The sequence below is a fragment of the Rickettsia endosymbiont of Lasioglossum villosulum genome (genome assembly GCF_964026455.1).
In the GTDB taxonomy this organism is placed as follows: Bacteria; Pseudomonadota; Alphaproteobacteria; order Rickettsiales; family Rickettsiaceae; genus Rickettsia.
In genome coordinates this window covers 562,872-584,147 of the sequence record NZ_OZ032152.1, presented here as the reverse complement: position 1 = coordinate 584,147, position 21,276 = coordinate 562,872, and the positions used below count along the sequence as shown (strand labels likewise).

Here is a 21,276-nt window from a genome sequence, read left to right as displayed (position 1 = left end):
TAAAGAAAATTAATTGGTAAGGTTAGTAATGACTAGTAATATTAATGCATTAGCAATCTCTAGTGAATCAGGCTTTTATAGCTACTTACAGAAAATTAACAAAATTCCTTCACTAACGCAAGAAGAAGAGTTTTTGCTGGCTAAATCTTACTTAGAGCAGAATGATCTGCAAGCGGCACATAAGTTAGTAACTAGCCATCTTAAGTTAGTTGCAAAAATTGCAACTGGTTATAGAACTTATGGTCTTCCTGTTACCGAATTAGTATCGGAAGGTAATATAGGTTTAATGCAAGCAGTAAAAAAATTCAATCCTGAGCTTGGTTTTCGTTTATCAACTTATGCTATGTGGTGGATTAAAGCAGCTATTCAAGAATATATATTAAAATCTTGGTCATTAGTAAAGATGGGTACGACTGCTGCACAGAAAAAATTATTTTTCAGCCTTAGTAAAATTAAAAATAAAATCACTAATTTATATTCAAGAGCTATTACAAGCGATGATTTTGTCCAAATCGCTGATGAATTAGGCGTTTCAGTTAGTGAAGTTTCTGATATGAATATCAGGCTTTCCGGTTCTGATTTATCATTAAATAATACTATAAATAATGATGATGCAAGTTCAGGTGAATTGATAGAATTACTACCTGAAACACGCCCAAGCCCTGAAGCTATAGCCATTAGTAAAGAAGATATGACTCATAAGAGAGCTTTATTATCTAGTGCTATGAAAGTTTTAAACGCCAGAGAATTACGTATTTTAACAGAGCGTAAATTGCAAGATACTCCTAAAACTCTCGATGTTTTAAGTAGTGAATATAATATTTCTAAAGAACGTATTAGACAAATAGAAAACACCGCTTTTGAGAAGATAAAGAAATTTATTTTGAGTAGTGATGCTATTAAAGCTAATTAGGTTTTTAATAGGAAAACATAAGTATACTCGATGAACTTGAAAAATTGGCTACGTCGTCTTATAAGATCTGTGGTGCTCACATACTATTTGTACGCTCCGCTCCTCGACTTATATACTCCTTGCTCTTTTCCAAGTTGATCTTCGTATACTCAACTCTTCATTTATTAGGGGTATAAATAAACCTATTTATATTAAAGGTAAGAAAAGCAAGGTAGTATTAATTTCAGAAGAAGATTATCGTAATATGGAAGAAACTTTATATTTACTATCTATTCCAAATATGCATAAGTCTATAACCGAAGGACGAAAAGAACCAATAGAAAAGTATAGCAATAAACTAGATTGGTAATTTTTTATAAATGTATATAATTCGCTAGGTTCTGTGAACATTTCTAATTGATTTTCAATTTTGAGCTATTTTTTAGCGAAAATTAATAAGATTTTTGCCGGAATAGTTATTCATATTTCAAAAAAATCTTATAATTTGCAGCAAAAAAGAGCCGAAATTAAATCTTTTTAGAAATGTTCACAGAGCCTATACTAAACAAGCACAAAAAGATGCTAAAAAAATAGCACGAGCTGGTTTAAATATGTTCGTCATTGCGAGGAAATTACGTTAGTAATTGACGAAGCAATCCAGTTAAAAAATGCTAATTTTTAGCATTTTTTTTTTTATTTTTCTGTTTCTATATTCCTTTTTGCTCACAATGACATTATTATGAAACAACCAGTAGTATACATTATTACTAACAAAAGAAATGGTACTCTGTATGTTGGAGTAACTTCTAATCTTACTAAACGTATATATGAGCATAAAAATGAACTTTTAAAAGGATTCTCTAAAAAGTATGATTGTAAAATGCTGGTGTTTTATGAGTTACATGACACTATGATATCAGCAATCACAAGGGAAAAGCAAATAAAAGGCGGTTCAAGAAAAAGAAAGTTGGAACTTATTGAAGAAATAAATCAAGAATGGAGAGATTTATATGAAGAGATTATTTAACTGGATTGTGTACGTACCATTACTGACGTAATTTCCTCGCAATGACGGTGTAAGTATTATGAACAAAATCTCAGCTTTTATCATTACTAAAAATGAAGCTGCAAGGATAGAACGGGCTATAAATAGCGTAAAAAACATTGCTGATGAGGTGATAGTTGTAGATAGCGAAAGTACTGATGAGACTGTAGCAATCGCTGAAAGCTTAGGAGCTAAGGTAGTAGTAAAGCCATGGCTTGGTTATGTAGGGCAGAAATCTTTTGCTGAAGATCTATGTAAAAACGATTGGATTCTTAATATTGATGCTGATGAAGAACTTTCTAAAGAGTTGCAAGACGAAATAGAATATATCTTTGCCTCTCAAAATCAAGATCGTTATTTGGCTTATCAGATAAAGCTTTTAATAATGCATCGTAATGATACACGCCCTAGAATTTTTGCCCCTTATAATAAATGCACTAGATTGTATAATAAAAAATTTGCTAGTTTTGCAAATACTATAAATAGCACCACTCATGATTCGGTAGTGTTTAATAAGGATGTTGATTTTGCAAATAAAATCTATACATTAAATGAAGCTGCTTATCACTATTCAGGTACTTCGATCGAGCAGCTAGTAGCTAAAGCAAATTTTTATTCCGGTGAGCAAGCAAAAGATTTAATTAAGCAGGGTAAAAAACCATCGAATATTCGAATAGCAACCGAAATGATATGGTGGTTTTTCAAAGCATTTTTTATTAGAAGATATTTTGTGTTCGGCTTTGATGGTTTTGTAGATTCAATGATTTTTGCTTTTGCAAGATTTTTGCGGCTTGCGAAGTTGAGAGAGTCATCACTGCAATGTAATCCCGCAACTCGATCGCAGGATCTCAAGACACAGTTTGTTATACAAGATCCCGTGGACAAGCCACGGGATGACAATATTGTATGACGATTTAGAAAATAAAAAAGTAATTATGAAAGAAAATTTTAACGTTAGTAAATTAAAGAATGGTTTAACGATTTTAACATATAATATGCCTTATGTTAATTCGGTAGCAATAAATTTGATAGCCAAAGTTGGTAGCCGTTATGAAAATCCGGAAGAAGAAGGAATATCACATTTCCTTGAACATATGGCTTTTAAAGGTACTAAAACCAGAACAGCAAAGCAAATAGCTGAAGAGTTTGATTCTATAGGCGGACATTTTAATGCTTATACCGGTCATGAAAAGACAGTATATTATTCAAGAGTGTTATCTGAAAATTGTAATAAAGCACTAGCAATAATTGCTGATATAGTACAAAATTCTGCTTTTGCTGAAAAAGAGATAGCAAAGGAGTATCAGGTAATTTTGCAAGAAATAGCACATGCTCAAGATAATCCTGATGATTTAGTATATGAAAAGTTTTATAATAGTGTGTTTAAAGATCAGCCGCTTGGTAAACCGATACTTGGAACAAGCAAAACCCTTGAGACTTTTAATAAGGATCATTTCTTAAACTTTACAGGTAAACATTATAATGCTGAGAACTTTTATTTATCGATTGCAGGTAATGTTGACCATGAAGAAATAGTAAAAGAAGCAGAACGTTTATTTTCTTCTTTAACACAAGGAAAGAAAAGTAATTTTTCACCTGCAAAATATATAGGCGGTCATAGCTTTATAAATAAAGATTTAGAACAAACTACTTTAATATTAGGATTTGAAGGAACATCTTACATTAATTTAGAAAGGCTTTACCAAACTCAGCTACTTGCTATAATATTTGGCGGTGGGATGTCTTCAAGATTATTCCAACATATTCGTGAAAAATTAGGACTTGCATATGCTGTAGGAAGTTATAATAGTCCCTATTTTGATAGCGGAGTATTTACTATTTATGCAAGTACAGCTCACGATAAATTAGAGCTATTAGCCGCAGAGCTGAAGAATGAAATAAAGAGAATGACAGAGCAAGTAAAACAAGAAGAGATCGAAAGAGCTAGAACACAAATCCGCAGTAATTTACAAATGGCTCAGGAAAAAGTAGCTTATAAATCAGAAGAGATAGGCAAAAATTATGCTGTTTTCGGTAAATATATCTCTCCTGAAGAGATTATGGAAATTATCATGAATATAAAAGCCGAGGATATTATACAAACAGCAGCTAGAATATTTAGTACTAACGCTACATCTGCTGTTATTGGTCCTAATAGCTTAAGCGGGTTTTAGTGATTTTGTTACGTAAATACTAAATACGCCATTGCGAGTGGGCATTGCCTGCGTGGACCATTTTCCCCTGTCATCCCGTGATTTATGAACTAGAGCCAGTTAAAAATACTAATAAAATTAGTATTTTTTATTATTTTCTGGATCTAGTTCCCAAGCAACTAGATGACACCGATCACGTTTTTCGATCTACACAACAATGCCTTGCGAGTGAGCGTGGCAATCTCAGGAGTATCATACTGTTTCATAAGATTGCCATGCTCATTTTATTCGCCGAACTCATGACGATTTTGTACACTTAATATCAAGCGAAAATTCATTACCCATAAATCTAGGTTATTAAGCCTTTCACTTGTGAATTCCATAATTTTTGATAAAGCTTACTATTTTTTAACAGCTCTGAGTGGCTACCGTCTTCAGTGATACTACCTTTATCAAAAACTAAAATTCTATCCATATTAAGCAAAGTCGATAATCTATGAGCAATAACTATCACAGTTTTATTTTGCATTAAATATTCCATTGATTCTTGAATTAAGCTTTCTGTTTCGCTATCTAGACTACTTGTTGCTTCATCAAGAATTAGGATAGGTGCGTTTTTTAAGATAGCCCTTGCTATAATAACTCTCTGACGCTGACCACCTGAGAGGTTATTGCCACGCTCGCCGCACATAGTATCGTACCCTTCTGGTAACTTACTAATCACCTCATGTATATGAGCGGCTTTTGCTGCTTCAACTACCTCCTCAAATGATGCTTCTTTACGACCATATCTAATATTTTCTAAAATAGTACGATGGAAAAGTATCGGTTCTTGTGGGATAAGGCTAATAGCTTTTCTTAAAGAATCTTGCGTTACATTTTTGATATTTTGACCATCAATTAAAATCATACCATCTTCGATGTCGTGTAATCTGGTAATTAAGCTAATGAAAGTTGTTTTACCTGATCCAGAAAACCCAACTAATCCTACTTTCTGCTTACTTGGAATTAATACTGATTTATTACGGAATAAGTTATTATTATGATGATAATTAAAGGTAACGTTTCTAAATTCAACGATGCCGTCTTTTATATCTAAAGGAGAGGCGTTTTCTATATCGGTTATAATATGTGGTCCCATTAACGATAGACCTTGGTTAAAAGCTCCTACTTGTTCAAACATATCACCGATTTCTTGGGTTAAATCCCAAATATTATCTGACACATTTATGCATAATGTTAACACCAGCACACAATCACCTATGGTTATAGCGAGTTCACTACGAAGTGTTGAGAGGTAGTAAATCATGACAAAAATCATTATCGAGCAGGAAGTGCCAAGAGCATAACGCAGCTTGAACATAAAAAACTGCATAGTTTGCTCATCAGCTACGGCATTCTCTACTCTTGTTTCCAAATGTTGACGCTCAAATTTATGTGAGGTGAACATTCTAACTGCATTAATATTGCTGATTGCATCAACAATACTACCAGCGACAAGCGATTGGCTTCGTGCATAATTTAGCGAATATCTATTAATGTTACCTGAAAATAAAACACTAAGCCCTAAGAAAACTGTAATCCATATAATAAATATGGTGGCAAAAATATAATGTACCGAATATAGAGCAACTAATGCAAAAGCAATAATTGCAAGCTTACGGAGAATTTTCTCACCAAATATCGAAATTATCATTTCAAATGATCTAGCAGTCTCAGTAATTCTATTGCTAATATGCCCTGCTAAATTGTCTTGAAAGAATTTATGGCTGTGATACTGGGTATAATTATAAAGCTCATTTAATATCTTTCCTTTAATAACCGGCATGGTTTTTAAATATAAATAATCGTATGAGCGGTAAGCGATATTAATTCCCTCCCACCAAAGGGCATAAAATACTGCCCAATAAATCATTGAAGATAAAAGATTATGTGCATTAGCGTCACTAAATGACTCAATTAAATCGATAATCTTTTGCAATAATATACTATCAACTGCCGGAATCATACCAAATATGATACAACTAGCAGTTAATAAGAGAATTTTAACTTTATCGAATTTTAAAAAATAAATACCTAAACTAAGCGTCGATTTGGATAAAGTAGGATATTTTATCACTATAATGTTACCTCATATTTTAAGAAAGCAGTGTATTTAACTTAATTTTTTTGTAAAAATATACCTAAAACTATTAAATATATTGAAAACTCTTGCTTCTTGTATTAAATAGTGTTACAAAAATCAGAAAATAAACTCAAAATCATTAGAAATGCAAGAAAAAGAATTATCTAATAATTTTTTAGAAGAACAAGAAGACATGAAAGATGATAATTCTCCATTCTTCGATGTAAAATATATTTGCCAAGCAAGCCTGTTAATTACTGATTCTATCCGTAAAGGATATGATGTTACGCAATTGCCAAACGGTGATGTTAATGTTACAGAAGTAAGAATAGTAAATGTTCATTATAATTGGAACTCCGAAAAAGGAAAATTTGTTAAAACTAATCAGATAGAATTTGATAATAGCAAAGGCGGATAATTAAATCAAATACAGAAATTTATTAGTTATGGTTTTGTAATATATGGAATTTGATCAAGTATTATTATCAAGAATTCAGTTTGCTTTTACCATAAGCTTTCATATCATATTTCCAGCATTTACTATAGGTCTTGCAAGCTTTCTGGCAGTCATTGAGGGGTTATGGTTAAAAACAGGAAAAACTGTTTATCAGGAAATATATAAATTCTGGGTAAAGATTTTTGCAGTTACTTTCGGTATGGGCGTAGTTTCTGGCGTCGTAATGTCCTATCAATTTGGCACTAATTGGTCGAATTTTTCTGATAAGGTAGGCAACGTACTTGGTCCATTACTCGGCTTTGAAGTTTTTACCGCTTTCTTTTTAGAATCCTCCTTTCTCGGCATCATGTTATTTGGCTTTAATAAAGTCAGCAAAAAAGTACATTTTATTTCTACTTTAATAGTTGCCATTGGCACTGTTATCTCGGCTTTTTGGATACTTTCAGCCATTAGCTGGATGCATACCCCTACCAGCTTTGAAATTAGGGATGATGGGCTTTTTTATCCTTTAAATTGGCTTGAGATTATCTTCAATCCTTCTTTCCCATATCGTTTTCTTCACATGCTTACGGCAGCTTATCTAACCACTTCGTTTGTTATTGGCGGCGTAGGGAGCTTTTATTTGCTAAATAATCGCTATAAAGAACATGCTAAAATTATGCTTTTTATGGCAGTATTAATGGCACTATTTGTTGCTCCTGTACAAGTATTTATTGGTGATCAGCATGGCTTAAATACTCTTAAATATCAGCCTGTTAAAGTTTCGGCTATGGAAGGAATTTGGGACACAGAAAAAGGGGCAGCTTTAAATATTATTGGCTTTCCGGATAAAGAAGAGGAAAAAACAAAATATGCTGTGCAAATACCATATGCTAGTAGCTTAATCTTAACTCATAGCTTAGATGGTGAAATAAAAGGACTAAAAGAATGGTCAAGAGACGAACGTCCACCGGTTGCTACAGTATTTTATAGCTTTCGTATTATGGTCGGGATTGGTTTTTTAATGGTATTTACTGGCATCGCCGGATTATATCTTTATTTAAAGAAAAGATTATATAATGCTAAATGGTTTCAATATTGGTATATTTTAATGTCACCATCAGGCTTTATTGCAGTTTTAGCCGGCTGGTTTGTCACTGAAGTAGGCAGACAACCTTATATTGTCTATAATATTTTAAGAACTGCCGATATGGCATCACCGGTGCTAGGCAAATATGTATTTATTTCTTTGATGGCTTTTATAGTAGTATATACGATTGTTTTCGGGGCAGGAATGTATTACATATTACGCCTAATCAAACAAGGAATAAAAGCCATAGATAATTCAGAAACATACGGAAAACTTGGCTTAAATAATCCTTTCTAAATTTCTGCTTTCAGCTTTTTTCACTTCTGCTTTTTTTAAGGTATTAGCTTCGATCATAAGCCATTTTAAGCGGTCTTCATAAGTGTTTCGCTCTTCCTCGTTAAAATTCATAACCTCAAGTACAGTCAAGGCTTTCTTTAAAACTTTATTATCCAATTCTTTTGGCAGCTTATCTTTGTTTAATAAATCATGGCGAGTTAAAAAAGCTAGCCATATATCAAGAGAATCTTTAACCTTTTTTACTATATCTGTTAGCTCTTCTTTAGCATTAGTAAATTTATTTAGTTCTATTGTATGTAACTCTATATCTTCAAAATATACTAAGCCGGTTACTCTATCTCTTAACTCAAAGGCACTATGATAGTTTGCAGTATTCGGAATACTAGTAAAATTTAGTATATGAATACCTATTGTTTTATTTAATTTCGAATAGTCATCACCGGCTTTTAATTGTTCTGCATATAATTTAGACCAATAATATAAGGCTCTTTTATCATAATCAGCTTCATCGGTCACTTGTATTTCGATATTAAACATTTTACCAGTTTCACTTTTAGCTTTGACGTCAAGAATAGATAATTTATCTGCTGCAAAATTTTTCGGATTATATGGATTAAGAAGCGTTACTTCTACAATTTGATCTTTTTCACTAACTATTGAATTAATAAGTGATATCAATAAATCCTTATTCTCCTCTACTCCGAAGATTTTTTTAAACGCTAAATCTACTCTTGGATTAACTTTGTACATATCTCTTTTACTATTCTATTTAATATTTTTATTATATCATTTTCTGAACTAAATATCCATAATAGTTAGCTCCTAATAGTGAGTTGCAAATAAGCAACGATATTTCAGCTTATCATAAGTATATTCCGAATAAATCCAATATTTAAGGATTATACTTCTAGGCTTTATGAAGATTTCTAATATGAATTGTTTAAGATGAGAAAATAGTTAGTTTTATTAATGTATACCTTTAATATTTCAAGATTTGGCAAGCCAAATTGCGGTATATGTGCTTCTTTTTCAAAAAGCTTTAGATAATAATAAACATCTAAGGTGAAAAGCAGATTTCACCTTAGATAAAGTTATTTATGGTTTAATTGACTTATAATTCCAAATAAAAATATAAGAAAGTTATATACTATTTAAAGCATATTTTATAAAATTTCAGACAAGATAAATTTCAAGATAAGTCTACACAGCGTAAATTCACTTGTATCAAACTTTATAAAATATGCCGTACCATACCGGTTAATGGTTCTGTGTACAAAGTTTAAATTACTCAAATTAACCACCAAAGAGCATAACGTTGGTGGCCGGGGAGTTAGAAGAACCGTCACAGAACAGTTATAACAGCCTTTAGGTTTAAAACCTTGTACATAGCTACTATCTCCCCAACCATGACAAAGTTGAGGAGCATTTTTAAATGGATGATGCTAACCATCTGTGATCAAGGGCTTCTATACCCAAGGATAGCATTACTGCTATCCTTGCAAAGGATTTTAGCTAACTTTTCTAAAATGTCAACTATATTTTCTATTAATAATAGAAAATATATTTTTTGTAAATGAAGAGTTAATAGACGAGGTTTAATTACTCGTCTCTTACTACTAGGACTGATATACTAGAGTGACGAACGATTTTAGAGGCATTAGGACCAAGCATATAATCTCTTAGCTGCGGTCTAACTGCTGAAATTATTATTAAATCAGCTTTGATATCATTGGAACGCTTAATTATTTCATCATAAACAGCACCGCTACCTATGTAATAATCAGCTTCAATTTCATCTGGTACATATTGTTTTATAAGCTCTTTTACTTGAGTTTGATATTTTGCTTTTTTTTCTGCAATCCAATTTTTAGGTAAACAATCTTCGACCATTTTCATACCAAAATCAGAAATCACATATATAAAATGTAGCTTTGCTTGAGAAGCTGTTGCAAACATTAAAGCTTTAGAAAGAAGAGCTTTCACAGACTTTTTATCTGCTAAGTCTATAGGTATAAGTATATTTTTAAACATAGTATTTCTATATAATACTCTAATAAATAGTTATTCTCTATTTCTTACCGAGTCATGTTTTGGTAAAACAAAGTTTTGAGTATCGGCAAAATAGTTAATGTTAATATTGTTCAATAAATAATTAGAAAGTTTAAAACTTGCAACATTTCTATGAAAAGCACCAATAAATTTATCTAACATATTAGAATCTACATCATTTCTAGTTACTAAAATTGCTGATACTTTTACAGTTGTTTGATCATCTGTAATACCTGGATATAAGCCTTTATGAAGCTCCGCTTTGCGAAAAGCTCTATTTTGTTGTATTAACTCTGCTATTTTATCGTTTTCAATTGAAACAAAATCAATTTCACATCTATTAGCAATTAAATTCACTAAAGGGTTTGGATGCCCAACCATCATGATTATAGCATCTATTTCTTTTTGGCAGAATTTATCGATAGAATCTTCGTAATTAATATCAGTATTTATTGGTTCTTTAGCAAATTTATATAGAGAACACATTGCATCATAAGTAATATTGCTGCTGGAATATTCTGGACCACTAGTTATTCTCTTTCCATCAATATCAGCAAAAAACTTTATCTTATCCTCATCTTTTACAATAACTGTAAAAAATTCATCATGCAAATTCAGTAGCTGACGTAGATTTTGCATTTTTCCTTTATCGCTATAATAACCTATTCCATCATATGCTTCTACTGCAATATTTGCTTGCACTAAAGCTAAATCGATTTTACCTTGTTGCAATAATTTTAAATTTTCAATACTACCATTTGTTGCAACAACTTCGCATACTATATTTTCGTTATTTTTTTCATCTCCTATAATTGTTTTGCATAAATCAAGACCTATAGAATAATAACCTTGCAAAATAGAGCCAGTACCAATCTTAAAAACTTTTTGCTTTTGATCAGCATAAATATCACTACATGTAAGAATTATACTAAAAACAAAGCTATATAATACTAATTTAAGGTTATTCATATAATTAATTCGCATGATTTTCAGGCTGCTGTTCTTCTTTACTATCACCAAGTTTTAACTCAAGTAAATTAATAGAGCCGATATTTATTCCTTTTTCAGAAAATTCAACATCAAACTTAGCTTTTTCTATATTAGAATAATCAGGATTTAAGTTATCTGATTCTTTAACTACAGCTTCATCGGAAGCTTTATTAACTGCTTTAGCTATAACTGTTTTAATAAACTTTTTAGAAAACATAATGTTATTAGGTAATAACTTATCAATAATAGAGTGATAGTTTTCAAGCTCAAATGATAACTTACCTTGTGGTAATTTGTTAGCAAAAAATTGTAAAGCACCATTTAGATTGATTTTAGAGTTATGATCACAACTAAAAATAAATTTTTCTATATTAAAATTTTGTAAAATAGCAGAATTTTCACCATCTGGGGTAAATTTTAATAAAGCAGCAATATCTAAAGTAGCATTTTTAAAATTAGCTATGTTCTTCTCAGAATCATAATTCATATTTAAAATCAATGAAATATCTTCGCTATCTGCTAGATTTTTCTTAGAAATAAAGAAAGCTAAATCATTAATTTTAAAAATCTCTTCATCATCTTTGAATATTAATAATGATTTATTATTAAGCTGAATCGATTTTATTACTTCTTTTAGATCATCATCTTTCGATATTTTATATAAAGGTTTATTAAATTTCCCTATTCCTTTTATATCCTCTTTACTACGCATATCATAGGTGAATGTTTTATCGCCGTAATTATCTACTTCTTTAATAAATGGTCCAAAATTTAAAGTAGCTTTTTTAGTACTAAACTTAATATTTAAAACAATATTTTCACTTGAAAGCTCTTTAGAATTTACATGATCTATTAATTTTACTTTTGGATCTGTTATAGTAATTTTCCAGTGAAACGGATATCCTGAAAATTTAACTGTATTATAGGATATTTTAAGATTATCCGATTCAGAATTTTTAATTAAATTTATTACATTGTTTTTCAAAGTATAAGCAGCAGCAAACCATACTATAGTAAAGGCTAAGAAAACAAAAATAAGTATTTTACGTATCACTTTTTTAATCCATCATTTTATGTTACGAGTAGCAGAAGGGAGACGTACTTTTATACCGTCTAATTTTTCAGTTAAAATAATCTGACACCCTAATCTAGAAGTATCCGTAAGACCAAAGGCTAAGTCAAGCATATCTTCTTCTTCTTCCTTAGGTTTTTCTAATTTGTTGTAAAATTCTTCCTCTAAAATAACATGACAAGTAGCACAGGCAAGAGAACCTTCACAAGCCCCCTCAAGATCTATGCTATTACTATGAGCAACTTCTAAAATAGAAAGCTCTAGTGGTGCCTCTATTATTTTCTCTTCCCCATTATTTATAACAAATGTAACTTTTATTGTTTTTGACATTATCCTCTTTCTTCCTTAGATTTTTCATATAACTTATCTTATAAAGAGGAATTTGCAGGAAACACGGAACGCAGCATACATAAACGTACGTAAGGATGCGAGTAACGGATTGACGTACAAATTACCTTTAGAAGTAAGTTATTTAATTTGATTGATATTTTTACCTTTCAATAAATCACTAATTACTACATTAATCTTCGTATTTAAAGATTTTTTTGTTTTAGATTTAAAATCTTTAACAGCATTATTAATTAAAGCACGATCTCGTGCATCTATTGCATGCTTTATGTTATTTAATAAACTACTGATTATATGCTTTTCGTTTTCTGATAGCAAATCTACTAATTCTTTAATAGCATGTTCTATATTAAAAATCAAAGATTCAGCTTCAATAACTGTTTCTTGTAATAATCTTGCAGCATGATCTAGTTTAGCATTTTTATAAGCATTTTCTAAAACCTTATCAACTTCACTTGTATCAATCCCGTAATCTAGCTTCACTTCTATGATATGTGAGGTATTACTTATTTTTTCGTAAGCAGAAACAGATAATATACCATCAGCATCAATAGAAAAAGTAACTTCCGCTCTAATACTTCCTGCTTTCATGGGAGGAAGTCCCTTTAGCTCAAACCTAGCCAAAGTACGGCAGTCTGCTACCATTTCACGTTCACCTTGTAGTATATGAAATTGTATGCCGGTTTGATTATCAGCATAAGTTGTGAATTCTTTTACCACAGAAATAGGGATCGGAGTATTTCGCATGATAATTTTTTCAACAATGCCACCATATAGCTCCATACCTAAAGATAATGGTACTACATCAATCAATAATGAGTCTATATTTGGTGTTGTTAAATTCTCTGCTTGCAGTGCAGCCCCGTATACAATAGCTTTATCAGGATTAATATCTGAAAGAATATTTACTTTAAAAGCTTTATATAATTCATCCTTGATTAACGGAATACGAGTTACACCACCTACTAAAATAATGCCATCTATGTTCGGATTTCCTGCTATTTCCAAACATTCTTTGGCTATATTGATTGTACGACCTATTATAGGGGTAATTAACTGTTCAAATGTTTGTTTATCAAGCGATATATTATTGAACTCAAAATTATCTTGGTTCGATAATGCTTCTTTTGCCTTTTTAGCAAACTGTAGAGTATCAGTGTTATCAGGTAAGTTAAATTTATTACAAAAATAATCAGCAATGATTTTATCTATATCATCGCCGCCAAGCATATTATCACCACTTGTTGCTATAACCTGAAAAACACCTGCTGTAATATTTAGAATTGATACATCAAAAGTACCACCACCTAAATCATATACAAGATAATAACCTGTTTGGTTTTTATTTAATCCGTAAGCATAGGCAGCCGCAGTAGGCTCTGCAATTAGCCTTAGAACCTCTAAGCCTGCAAGCCTTGCTGCAAGCATCACCTGCCCTCTTGCCGCATCATTAAAATGAGCTGGAACAGTAACAACAGCTTGGGTTACTTCGGTTGTAAGCTCTTTTTCTGCCTGTTGTTTTAGATATATAAAAACTTCTGCTGCAATTTCAGCAATCCGCATTTGCTTATTGGCAAAATTTAATTTAAGTTCCTGATTATTTACATTTATATAATCTTTAATTAAAGAAAAAAGAGCAGGAGTATTTAGAATTTCATTTAATGTTTTGCTGAATAACCTTTTAATTGAACGTAAACCTTTATTACTACCTACTATAATATTGTTATTCGTAAATTCTATAGTAGTTGGGATTAATTCTTTATTATCTTCAGTTTGTATAATTTTAACTTTTTTACCAGCTGAAATAGCTATTAGCGAGTTAGTAGTGCCAAAATCTATACCCACAGCTATTTTAGCTTCTTGTTTAGATTCTGCTTGCCCTGGTTCTCTAATTTCTATTATTTGCATAATTTCATTTTTTCCTGAAGCTTACTCAGCAATGTATGAATATATTTAAGTTTACTAGTTTTGATAGTCGCATCTGATAAATCTTGCTTTTTGAAAGACTCAGCTAAAAAATTTACTTCTGCTTTCTCCATTAATTCATATTTACTTTTTATTTCTTCTAAACTTTTATATGAGCTAGTATTTTCTATAAGCTCCATTTCATCCCAGAATATACTTAACTCAAGAGCAGAAAGCTTACTGCGTACTTTCTCATCATTTAAGTTTACACCATATAAAAGCAGCATATATTCAGCACGCTTTAAACTATCTTTAAGGGTAGAATAAGCTTTATTTAGGTTTGATGCTATAATAAGATTTTGCTCTTTTTCTTGCAAATTTTTGGCTTTATCAGGATGATATTTTATCTGCATAGAAAAATATTGCTTTTCTAATATCTTCAAATCAATATTATAAATTTGCTCTAACCCTAGCAATTCAAAATAATTTTGCACTTTATTTGTAACTCATAAACTGCTTTATCATATATTAAAAATATAAAAAATACAATTATGGAAATAGATATATTACATTTTGAAAAAAAATACCCAAATTTCATTCTAGCTGGCATAGATGAAGCTGGCAGAGGACCGCTAGCCGGACCAGTAGTAGCTGCCGCTGTAATAGTGGATCAAAACAATATTATAGCTGGCATTAAGGATTCTAAAAAGCTTTCTAAAAAGAAGAGAGAGTTATTATATGAACAGATAACTGCTAATTACAATTGGGCAACCGGTATTATCTCACACACTGAGATTGATAAGATTAATATATTAGAAGCAACGAAAAAAGCTTGTCTTCTTGCTGCGGAAAACCTTAGTACTAAGCCGGAAATAGTTTTAGTTGATGGTAACATGCAATTCAGCGATAAAAGATTGATCAGCATCATAGACGGTGATAATTTATCAATATCGATTGCTGCTGCTTCTATTATAGCAAAAGTTACTAGAGACCGATTAATGCTAGAATTAAGTAATGAATTCCCGCAATATTTATGGCACAAAAATTCAGGTTATGGCACAAAAGAGCATGCTCAGGCTATAAAAGAATATGGCTTATCCCCTTATCATCGCCTAAGTTTTACTAAAGCTTTATGTAAATAGAAGTTTATTTTGTATTATTGATGTTAAATCTTAAGTTTAAATAAATATAGACATCATATATAAATTAGGATAAAATATGCCGCAAAAAATTACTAGATTTTGTGGTCAAAAAATTAAAGCATGATTCCTTAGTAAAAATAATAATGACCGATAAAATAGCGGCACAAGAATTTTTAGAATATTATTTACCTAAGGATTTTAAAAAACTGATAGATTTATCAAAAATAACTGTAGAACAAGAAAGCTATATTGAAGAGTCTCTAAGTAAAAAATACAGTGATATAGTTTATGGAATTGAAACGAAAGAATATGGCAAGGGATTTGTGTATATATTAATTGAAGCACAATCAACTGTGGATTATTGGACTGCTCTAAGATTATGGAAATATACTTTGCTCTTATGTGAACGGCATAAAGAAAAAAGGAATAAATTGCCGTTAGTATATAACTTAGTTATTTATAATGGTAAGCAAGTTTATAACGCTCCTCGGAATTTATGGGATTTGTTTACTAATAGCGTAATGGCAAAAAAACTAATGATGGAAGATTATCAGCTAGTAGACTTACAAGCCATGTCAGATAATGAAATCGTTAAGAAAAAGCACATCGGAATGTTAGAATATATACTTAAACATATATATGAACGTGATATGATTCAATTATGGGAGCAATTTTTAGCAAATTTTAATCACGTTATAATGCTTGATAAAGAAAAAGGTTATATTTACCTAAAATCGTTTTTATGGTATACTGATGCAAAGATCTCAAAAAAGCAACAACCGAGATTAGTGCAAGTATTTGATAAATATTTATCACCACAACACAAGGATAACATTATGAAAACTATAGCAGATGTGTATATAGATGAGGGAAAACGAAAAGGAAAGCGGGAAGGTGAGTATAATAAAGCGGTGATGATAGCAAAAAAGATGTTCTCTCAAGGTTTCAAAATTCCCGTTATTGCTGAGCTGACTGGTCTAAAAGAAACCCTTATCCGCTCAATTATAGAAAGTAATTAATTGTGCAGTAGTTTGCTGTATAATTTATATCCTATTCAAAAAAAGCAACGCATTATTGTCATAATTAAATATAATCTTTATAATGTTAGTTATTCAAACTAGCAAAAACATTTATGAAAGAATTTCCGAAAAATTATAATTTTATCGAAAGCGAAAAAAAATGGCAAAAAATTTGGCAAGAAAAACAAGTTTATGCATACAATGAGAATATCGCTAAAGATGAAACATTTGTTGTAGATACGCCTCCGCCGACTGTTTCAGGACAGCTCCATATCGGGCATGTTTATAGCTATACACAGACCGATTTTATAGTACGGTTTCAGCGTATGATGGGAAAAAATATTTTCTATCCTATGGGCTTTGACGATAACGGACTGCCGACTGAGCGACTTGTTGAAAAGCAAAGACAAGTCAAGGCGTATAATATGGGCAGAGAAGAATTCATAAATATTTGTAATGAGGTAGTAGCAAGCGAAGAAGAAAAATTTAGAAGCTTGTTTAATCAAGTCGCTTTATCGGTAGATTGGAATTTAGAATATCAAACAATCAGTCCGCTATCTCGTAAAATCTCGCAAATGTCTTTCCTTGATTTAGTAAAAAAAGGCGAAGTTTATCGTAATAATCAGCCAATTTTATGGGATCCGGTAGATGGTACAGCCCTTGCTCAAGCTGATATTGAGGATAAGGAAAAAACCTCATTCATGAACTATATCACTTTTAAAACTGAAGCAAATGATGAATTTACCATCGCAACTACACGACCTGAACTATTACCTGCTTGCGTTGCCGTATTCTATCACCCAGACGATAAGCGTTATCAGCATTTAGCAGGAAAGTTTGCCGTTACTCCACTGTTTAATGTTAAAGTCCCGCTTTTAGCTGACCCGTTAGTGCAGCAAGATAAAGGCACAGGGCTTGTTATGTGCTGCACATTTGGTGATCAAACGGATATTATTTGGTGGAAAACGCATAATCTGCCTTTGAATACTATTATTACCAAAAAAGGTACGATAGATTTCCCTCATGAGATCGGAATAGACGGCTTAAAAATAAAAGAAGCAAGAAGCAAGATAATAGATATTTTAAAAGAGCAAGAATTGCTTGTTAAGCAAGAAGAGATTACCCAAACTGTTAAATGTGCTGAGCGTTCAGGTGCACCTCTTGAAGTACTAACTGTGCCACAATGGTTTGTTAAAACTATATCGCATAAAGATGAGCTATTAAAAAGAGCAAACGAACTAAATTGGCATCCTAAAAATATGAAGATTCGTTTAGACAACTGGATTAATGCCATATCTTGGGACTGGTGTATAAGCAGGCAGCGTTATTTTGGCGTGCCATTTCCTGTTTGGTATTCTAAAAGAATCGGCGAAGAGGGTAAAATTTTATATGCCGATATCTCGCAGTTACCTGTTGATCCTTTAAAGGATTTGCCTATTGGCTATAGCAAAGATGAAGTAGAACCCGACTTAGACGTTATGGATACTTGGGCAACTAGCTCTGTTTCGCCGCAACTTTCAACATGGGGTATTTCTGATGAGTTTGCCGTGAATAAGGATAGGCATAATAACTTATTCCCAATGGATTTAAGACCTCAAGCACATGAGATTATTAGAACTTGGGCATTCTATACTATCTTAAAAGCTCATCTACATCAAAATACTCTACCATGGAAAAATATTATGGTAAGTGGTTGGTGTTTGGCTGAAGATCGTAGTAAAATGTCTAAATCCAAAGGAAATGTATTAGTACCGGAAAAATTGCTAGAGCAATATGGTTCTGATGTTATACGCTATTGGTCGGCTAATTCAAAATTAGGAGCTGACACTGCCTATTCAGAAGACGTAATAAAAAATGGTAAAAGGCTTGTTAATAAGCTGTGGAATGCTGCTAAATTTGTCTCGCAACATTTTGATAAATTATCTGATGAAGACAAAAAAGCAAATCTTATATATGTGAAAGAAAAAATTACTCATGAATTCGATCAGTGGATAATTAATAAATTAGTAGAGCTAGTAAACAATGCAACAAACGAGTTGCAAAATTATGAATATGCTAACGCTATGCATTTAACGGAAAAATTTTTCTGGTCAGTATTTTGTGATAATTATTTAGAAATCAGTAAAACACGTGCTTATGATGAAGAAAATAAAAACCCTAGCGGACAATATAGTAGCATATTAACGCTTTATCACGTCATGCAAACCCTACTTAAACTATTTGCACCATTTATGCCACATATTACCGAGGAGTTGTATCAAATATTATATAGTGAAAATTCTATTCACATTAAAGGTAATCGGATTAATTATGGTAATTTAAACTATAAAATAGATGCAAAACAGCCGGAAGGATTGCTTGAGATTTTAGATCATGTTAGAAAATTTAAAGCTGAAAAGAATCTATCCATAAAAGCAGAAGTACAATTGCTTGAAGTTAGCGGCATTGAATTATCCGAAGAATTGACATCAGATTTAAAAAATGTTACATCAGCAAAAGAAATAAAATTCAAACCAACAAATAATGAAATTAAAGTCAGTATTCTCACCTAAAAATATTTTAGGTTCTATTCTCTTGCTTTTTGCCAGTATATTTTTTTATACTCACGTGCTTGAACATGATTGGCGTTATAAAGTGCCAACCGATGAAGAAGTAAAAAAATATAGAATTAGTGAGAATACGACTCTCTCACTCTATCAAATAATGAAAGATACTCATGAGTTGTTAACTAAGCACAATATTAATTATTGGATAGACGGAGGCACCTTGCTTGGGGCAGTTCGTCATCAAGGGATAATACCTTATGATGATGATCTTGATATTGGCATAATGCAAGAAGATGAGATAAGGCTACAACAAATATTTCCAGAGTTTCAAAAACTAGGTTATTCTATTTCTCATGATCTAGCTTATAAAATATGTCAAAAAGGCTGCATTGATATTTTTACTTTTCAAAAAGACCAAAATAAATTTATTCATTCTAACTTAAAAACACGCACTCAATATCCTAATGATTTCTTTTATGATCATGAATTATTACCTTTAAAAAAATATAAATTTGGTGATATAGAAGTTTATGGTCCCTATAACCCAAAGGAAAATTTAAATAGACAATATCCTGAATGGGATAAATATGCGGTAATACATCATCCCCACAATTTTCATTTGTTTTTTCTATCAAATATCGAGAGAAAAACTAAATTCATCTTAACGCCGGAATTATTAAAACCGGCTAAAGCACTTAAGCCCTTAAAAAATAGAGTAAACTAACGTTACTAGATGATACTACAAACTAGAATTATTAGAAATAGTAGAGCAATATCATGCAGATATAGGATTATTATTAGATTATTTTGATCAAAAAGGAAACGTTGATTATAACACAGGTCTAACTTTATGTGTTAAATCATCTCTCAAGAAATACTACCTCTTACCGGCAAAGGCTTTAATTTTGCTTAAAAATTTTACAAAAGAATAATTGCATTAAAAATTGCTATAGCTCATAATAGTTAATTTAAATTAACTATTATGAAAAATTATGAGCAGCAAGCTTGAAATAATATTAAACTATTATAATAATATATCAGCTTTTTCAACATGCTTATGGAAAAGTACTACTGCACTTGCAAGGTTTGATTTTGGTAAATTATTTAAAATATGGGGATATGATAAAAATTTTGATAATTTACCCACAACAACAAAAAATTTTGTTTACACAGAACATTTACAAGCACTATTAAGCAGCATAGCAAAAACTAAAAAATATCAAGGTGAAAATATTACCGATAAAAATTGGCAAAATATTTTTAACGAACTAAATAACTATGATCATTTTTTACATATAAAATTACAAAAATTAATAGGAATAGAAAATAAAAATCTTATTGACGCAATTCTAAAATATATAGGAGATATAAAATCACTAGAATTTATTGAGTTACGTAATAAAGTTCAGTTGTTTTTAGAGAATAATTTTGAGCATTACGCAAAATTATTTGAATCAGCAGAAAAAATTTCTAATACGTCATATCCGCTCACTAAAGAATATTTCCTATATCGATATGTTGCTAAGGCAATATTATATAAGCCAAACGTGAATTATGCAGAGGAATTTAACAAAGAAAAAGAGATACATTTAAATTTTGTAAGGTATATTAGTTCATTAAAGCAAAGTTACTTTAAGCTAGAAAAAGCTAAAGATCAATTTAACGAGGAACATAAAATTAACTCTTGGCTAATAGAAAAATCCAATTCTATTAGCAGCCATTCTGGCAAAATAGCATTGACTTATAGTACTCTTATAACAGGAGTAATATTACTTCGTTCATATGTATTTGATGAAGAAGAACCACTATATGAGCTGTGTGCTTTACCAACTACTATTCTTGCTATATTACAACTTTTATTATCTTTTCCGAGTACCGTATTATCAAGTAAACAAACCAAAATCATTAATTATAATCTGTTTAAGGAATTAGAAAGTAAAACAAACGATAAAAGTCATTTTGAAGATATTAAATTTTTATTTGATAATACTCCTACCTTTTCTGATAATTTGATAAATAATGTAGTTATTTGTTTTAGATATGCAGCAAATCTACTATTACAGCCTATTGATTTATTAAATAATGATACTGTAAATTATTTTATAACATGTACCGCTCTACGTTGGTTATCCGCAGCTGGAGTCGTCGAAGAATAAAGTAAAGTTAC

At 31.1% G+C, this 21,276-nt stretch carries 19 protein-coding genes and 1 pseudogene; 12 read left to right on the top strand and 8 right to left on the bottom strand.

What is annotated here, in order from left to right:
• The first annotated feature begins 28 nt into the window (after positions 1-28).
• The 5 genes and pseudogenes from rpoH to AAGD49_RS02830 all read left to right on the top strand — a co-directional run bounded on the left by rpoH (position 29) and on the right by AAGD49_RS02830 (position 4,111).
• Positions 29-913, top strand: coding sequence for an RNA polymerase sigma factor RpoH (gene rpoH, locus AAGD49_RS02855; RefSeq protein WP_011477198.1), 885 nt, complete (start codon positions 29-31; stop codon positions 911-913).
• Between the two features lie 178 nt (positions 914-1,091).
• Positions 1,092-1,262 (top strand): annotated as a pseudogene (locus AAGD49_RS02845) (type II toxin-antitoxin system Phd/YefM family antitoxin); the annotation flags it as partial.
• A gap of 369 nt (positions 1,263-1,631) precedes the next feature.
• Positions 1,632-1,919: a GIY-YIG nuclease family protein gene (locus AAGD49_RS02840; RefSeq protein WP_341789049.1), complete on the top strand. Its 288-nt coding sequence runs from the start codon at positions 1,632-1,634 to the stop codon at positions 1,917-1,919.
• 58 nt (positions 1,920-1,977) lie between these two features.
• Positions 1,978-2,847, top strand: a complete 870-nt coding sequence (locus AAGD49_RS02835; protein WP_341789048.1) for a glycosyltransferase family 2 protein — start codon at positions 1,978-1,980, stop codon at positions 2,845-2,847.
• A 25-nt stretch (positions 2,848-2,872) separates the two neighbouring features.
• The gene (locus AAGD49_RS02830) at positions 2,873-4,111 is read left to right on the top strand and encodes a pitrilysin family protein (RefSeq protein WP_341789211.1); all 1,239 of its coding nucleotides are present in this window, start codon (positions 2,873-2,875) and stop codon (positions 4,109-4,111) included.
• 328 nt (positions 4,112-4,439) lie between these two features.
• On the opposite strand, the gene AAGD49_RS02825 is transcribed toward AAGD49_RS02830, so the two are convergent.
• On the bottom strand, positions 4,440-6,209 hold the full coding sequence (locus AAGD49_RS02825; RefSeq protein ID WP_341789047.1) for an ABC transporter ATP-binding protein: 1,770 nt from the start codon (positions 6,207-6,209) through the stop codon (positions 4,440-4,442).
• Positions 6,210-6,360: 151 nt separating this feature from the next.
• Between AAGD49_RS02825 and AAGD49_RS02820 the strand changes: the two genes are divergently transcribed.
• Positions 6,361-6,633, top strand: a complete 273-nt coding sequence (locus AAGD49_RS02820; protein WP_341789046.1) for a DUF2671 domain-containing protein — start codon at positions 6,361-6,363, stop codon at positions 6,631-6,633.
• Between the two features lie 43 nt (positions 6,634-6,676).
• Positions 6,677-8,038 (top strand): cytochrome ubiquinol oxidase subunit I, encoded by a 1,362-nt coding sequence (locus AAGD49_RS02815; protein ID WP_341789045.1) that lies wholly within the window; start codon positions 6,677-6,679, stop codon positions 8,036-8,038.
• Here AAGD49_RS02815 and AAGD49_RS02810 read toward each other — a convergent pair.
• The 7 genes from AAGD49_RS02810 to hscB all read right to left on the bottom strand — a co-directional run bounded on the left by AAGD49_RS02810 (position 8,021) and on the right by hscB (position 14,896).
• Positions 8,021-8,788 (bottom strand): Rpn family recombination-promoting nuclease/putative transposase, encoded by a 768-nt coding sequence (locus AAGD49_RS02810; protein WP_341789044.1) that lies wholly within the window; start codon positions 8,786-8,788, stop codon positions 8,021-8,023. The genes AAGD49_RS02815 and AAGD49_RS02810 overlap by 18 nt on opposite strands.
• Before the next feature lie 849 nt (positions 8,789-9,637).
• Positions 9,638-10,069, bottom strand: coding sequence for a universal stress protein (locus AAGD49_RS02805; protein WP_341789043.1), 432 nt, complete (start codon positions 10,067-10,069; stop codon positions 9,638-9,640).
• Between the two features lie 30 nt (positions 10,070-10,099).
• A complete protein-coding gene (locus AAGD49_RS02800; protein WP_341789042.1) occupies positions 10,100-11,056 on the bottom strand; it encodes a TAXI family TRAP transporter solute-binding subunit in 957 nt (318 codons plus the stop codon).
• Positions 11,057-11,060: 4 nt separating this feature from the next.
• Complete coding sequence (locus AAGD49_RS02795; protein ID WP_341789041.1) at positions 11,061-12,131, bottom strand: hypothetical protein; 1,071 nt, start codon at positions 12,129-12,131, stop codon at positions 11,061-11,063.
• A gap of 12 nt (positions 12,132-12,143) precedes the next feature.
• The gene (locus AAGD49_RS02790; RefSeq protein WP_341789040.1) at positions 12,144-12,479 is read right to left on the bottom strand and encodes a ferredoxin family 2Fe-2S iron-sulfur cluster binding protein; all 336 of its coding nucleotides are present in this window, start codon (positions 12,477-12,479) and stop codon (positions 12,144-12,146) included.
• Positions 12,480-12,617: 138 nt separating this feature from the next.
• A complete protein-coding gene (gene hscA, locus AAGD49_RS02780) occupies positions 12,618-14,405 on the bottom strand; it encodes a Fe-S protein assembly chaperone HscA (protein WP_341789038.1) in 1,788 nt (595 codons plus the stop codon).
• On the bottom strand, positions 14,396-14,896 hold the full coding sequence (gene hscB, locus AAGD49_RS02775; protein ID WP_341789037.1) for a Fe-S protein assembly co-chaperone HscB: 501 nt from the start codon (positions 14,894-14,896) through the stop codon (positions 14,396-14,398). The genes hscA and hscB overlap by 10 nt, the downstream gene beginning before the upstream one ends.
• A 57-nt stretch (positions 14,897-14,953) precedes the next feature.
• Here hscB and AAGD49_RS02770 point away from each other — a divergent pair, with 57 nt between their 5' ends.
• The 5 genes from AAGD49_RS02770 to AAGD49_RS02750 all read left to right on the top strand — a co-directional run bounded on the left by AAGD49_RS02770 (position 14,954) and on the right by AAGD49_RS02750 (position 21,265).
• A complete protein-coding gene (locus tag AAGD49_RS02770) occupies positions 14,954-15,544 on the top strand; it encodes a ribonuclease HII (RefSeq protein ID WP_341789036.1) in 591 nt (196 codons plus the stop codon).
• A gap of 101 nt (positions 15,545-15,645) precedes the next feature.
• Positions 15,646-16,563: an Rpn family recombination-promoting nuclease/putative transposase gene (locus AAGD49_RS02765; RefSeq protein ID WP_341789035.1), complete on the top strand. Its 918-nt coding sequence runs from the start codon at positions 15,646-15,648 to the stop codon at positions 16,561-16,563.
• 113 nt (positions 16,564-16,676) lie between these two features.
• Positions 16,677-19,115, top strand: coding sequence for a valine--tRNA ligase (locus AAGD49_RS02760; protein ID WP_341789034.1), 2,439 nt, complete (start codon positions 16,677-16,679; stop codon positions 19,113-19,115).
• Complete coding sequence (locus tag AAGD49_RS02755) at positions 19,084-19,833, top strand: LicD family protein (RefSeq protein ID WP_341789210.1); 750 nt, start codon at positions 19,084-19,086, stop codon at positions 19,831-19,833. Before AAGD49_RS02760 ends, AAGD49_RS02755 begins: the two co-directional genes overlap by 32 nt.
• Before the next feature lie 268 nt (positions 19,834-20,101).
• Positions 20,102-21,265, top strand: coding sequence for a hypothetical protein (locus AAGD49_RS02750; RefSeq protein ID WP_341789033.1), 1,164 nt, complete (start codon positions 20,102-20,104; stop codon positions 21,263-21,265).
• Positions 21,266-21,276 lie beyond the last annotated feature (11 nt).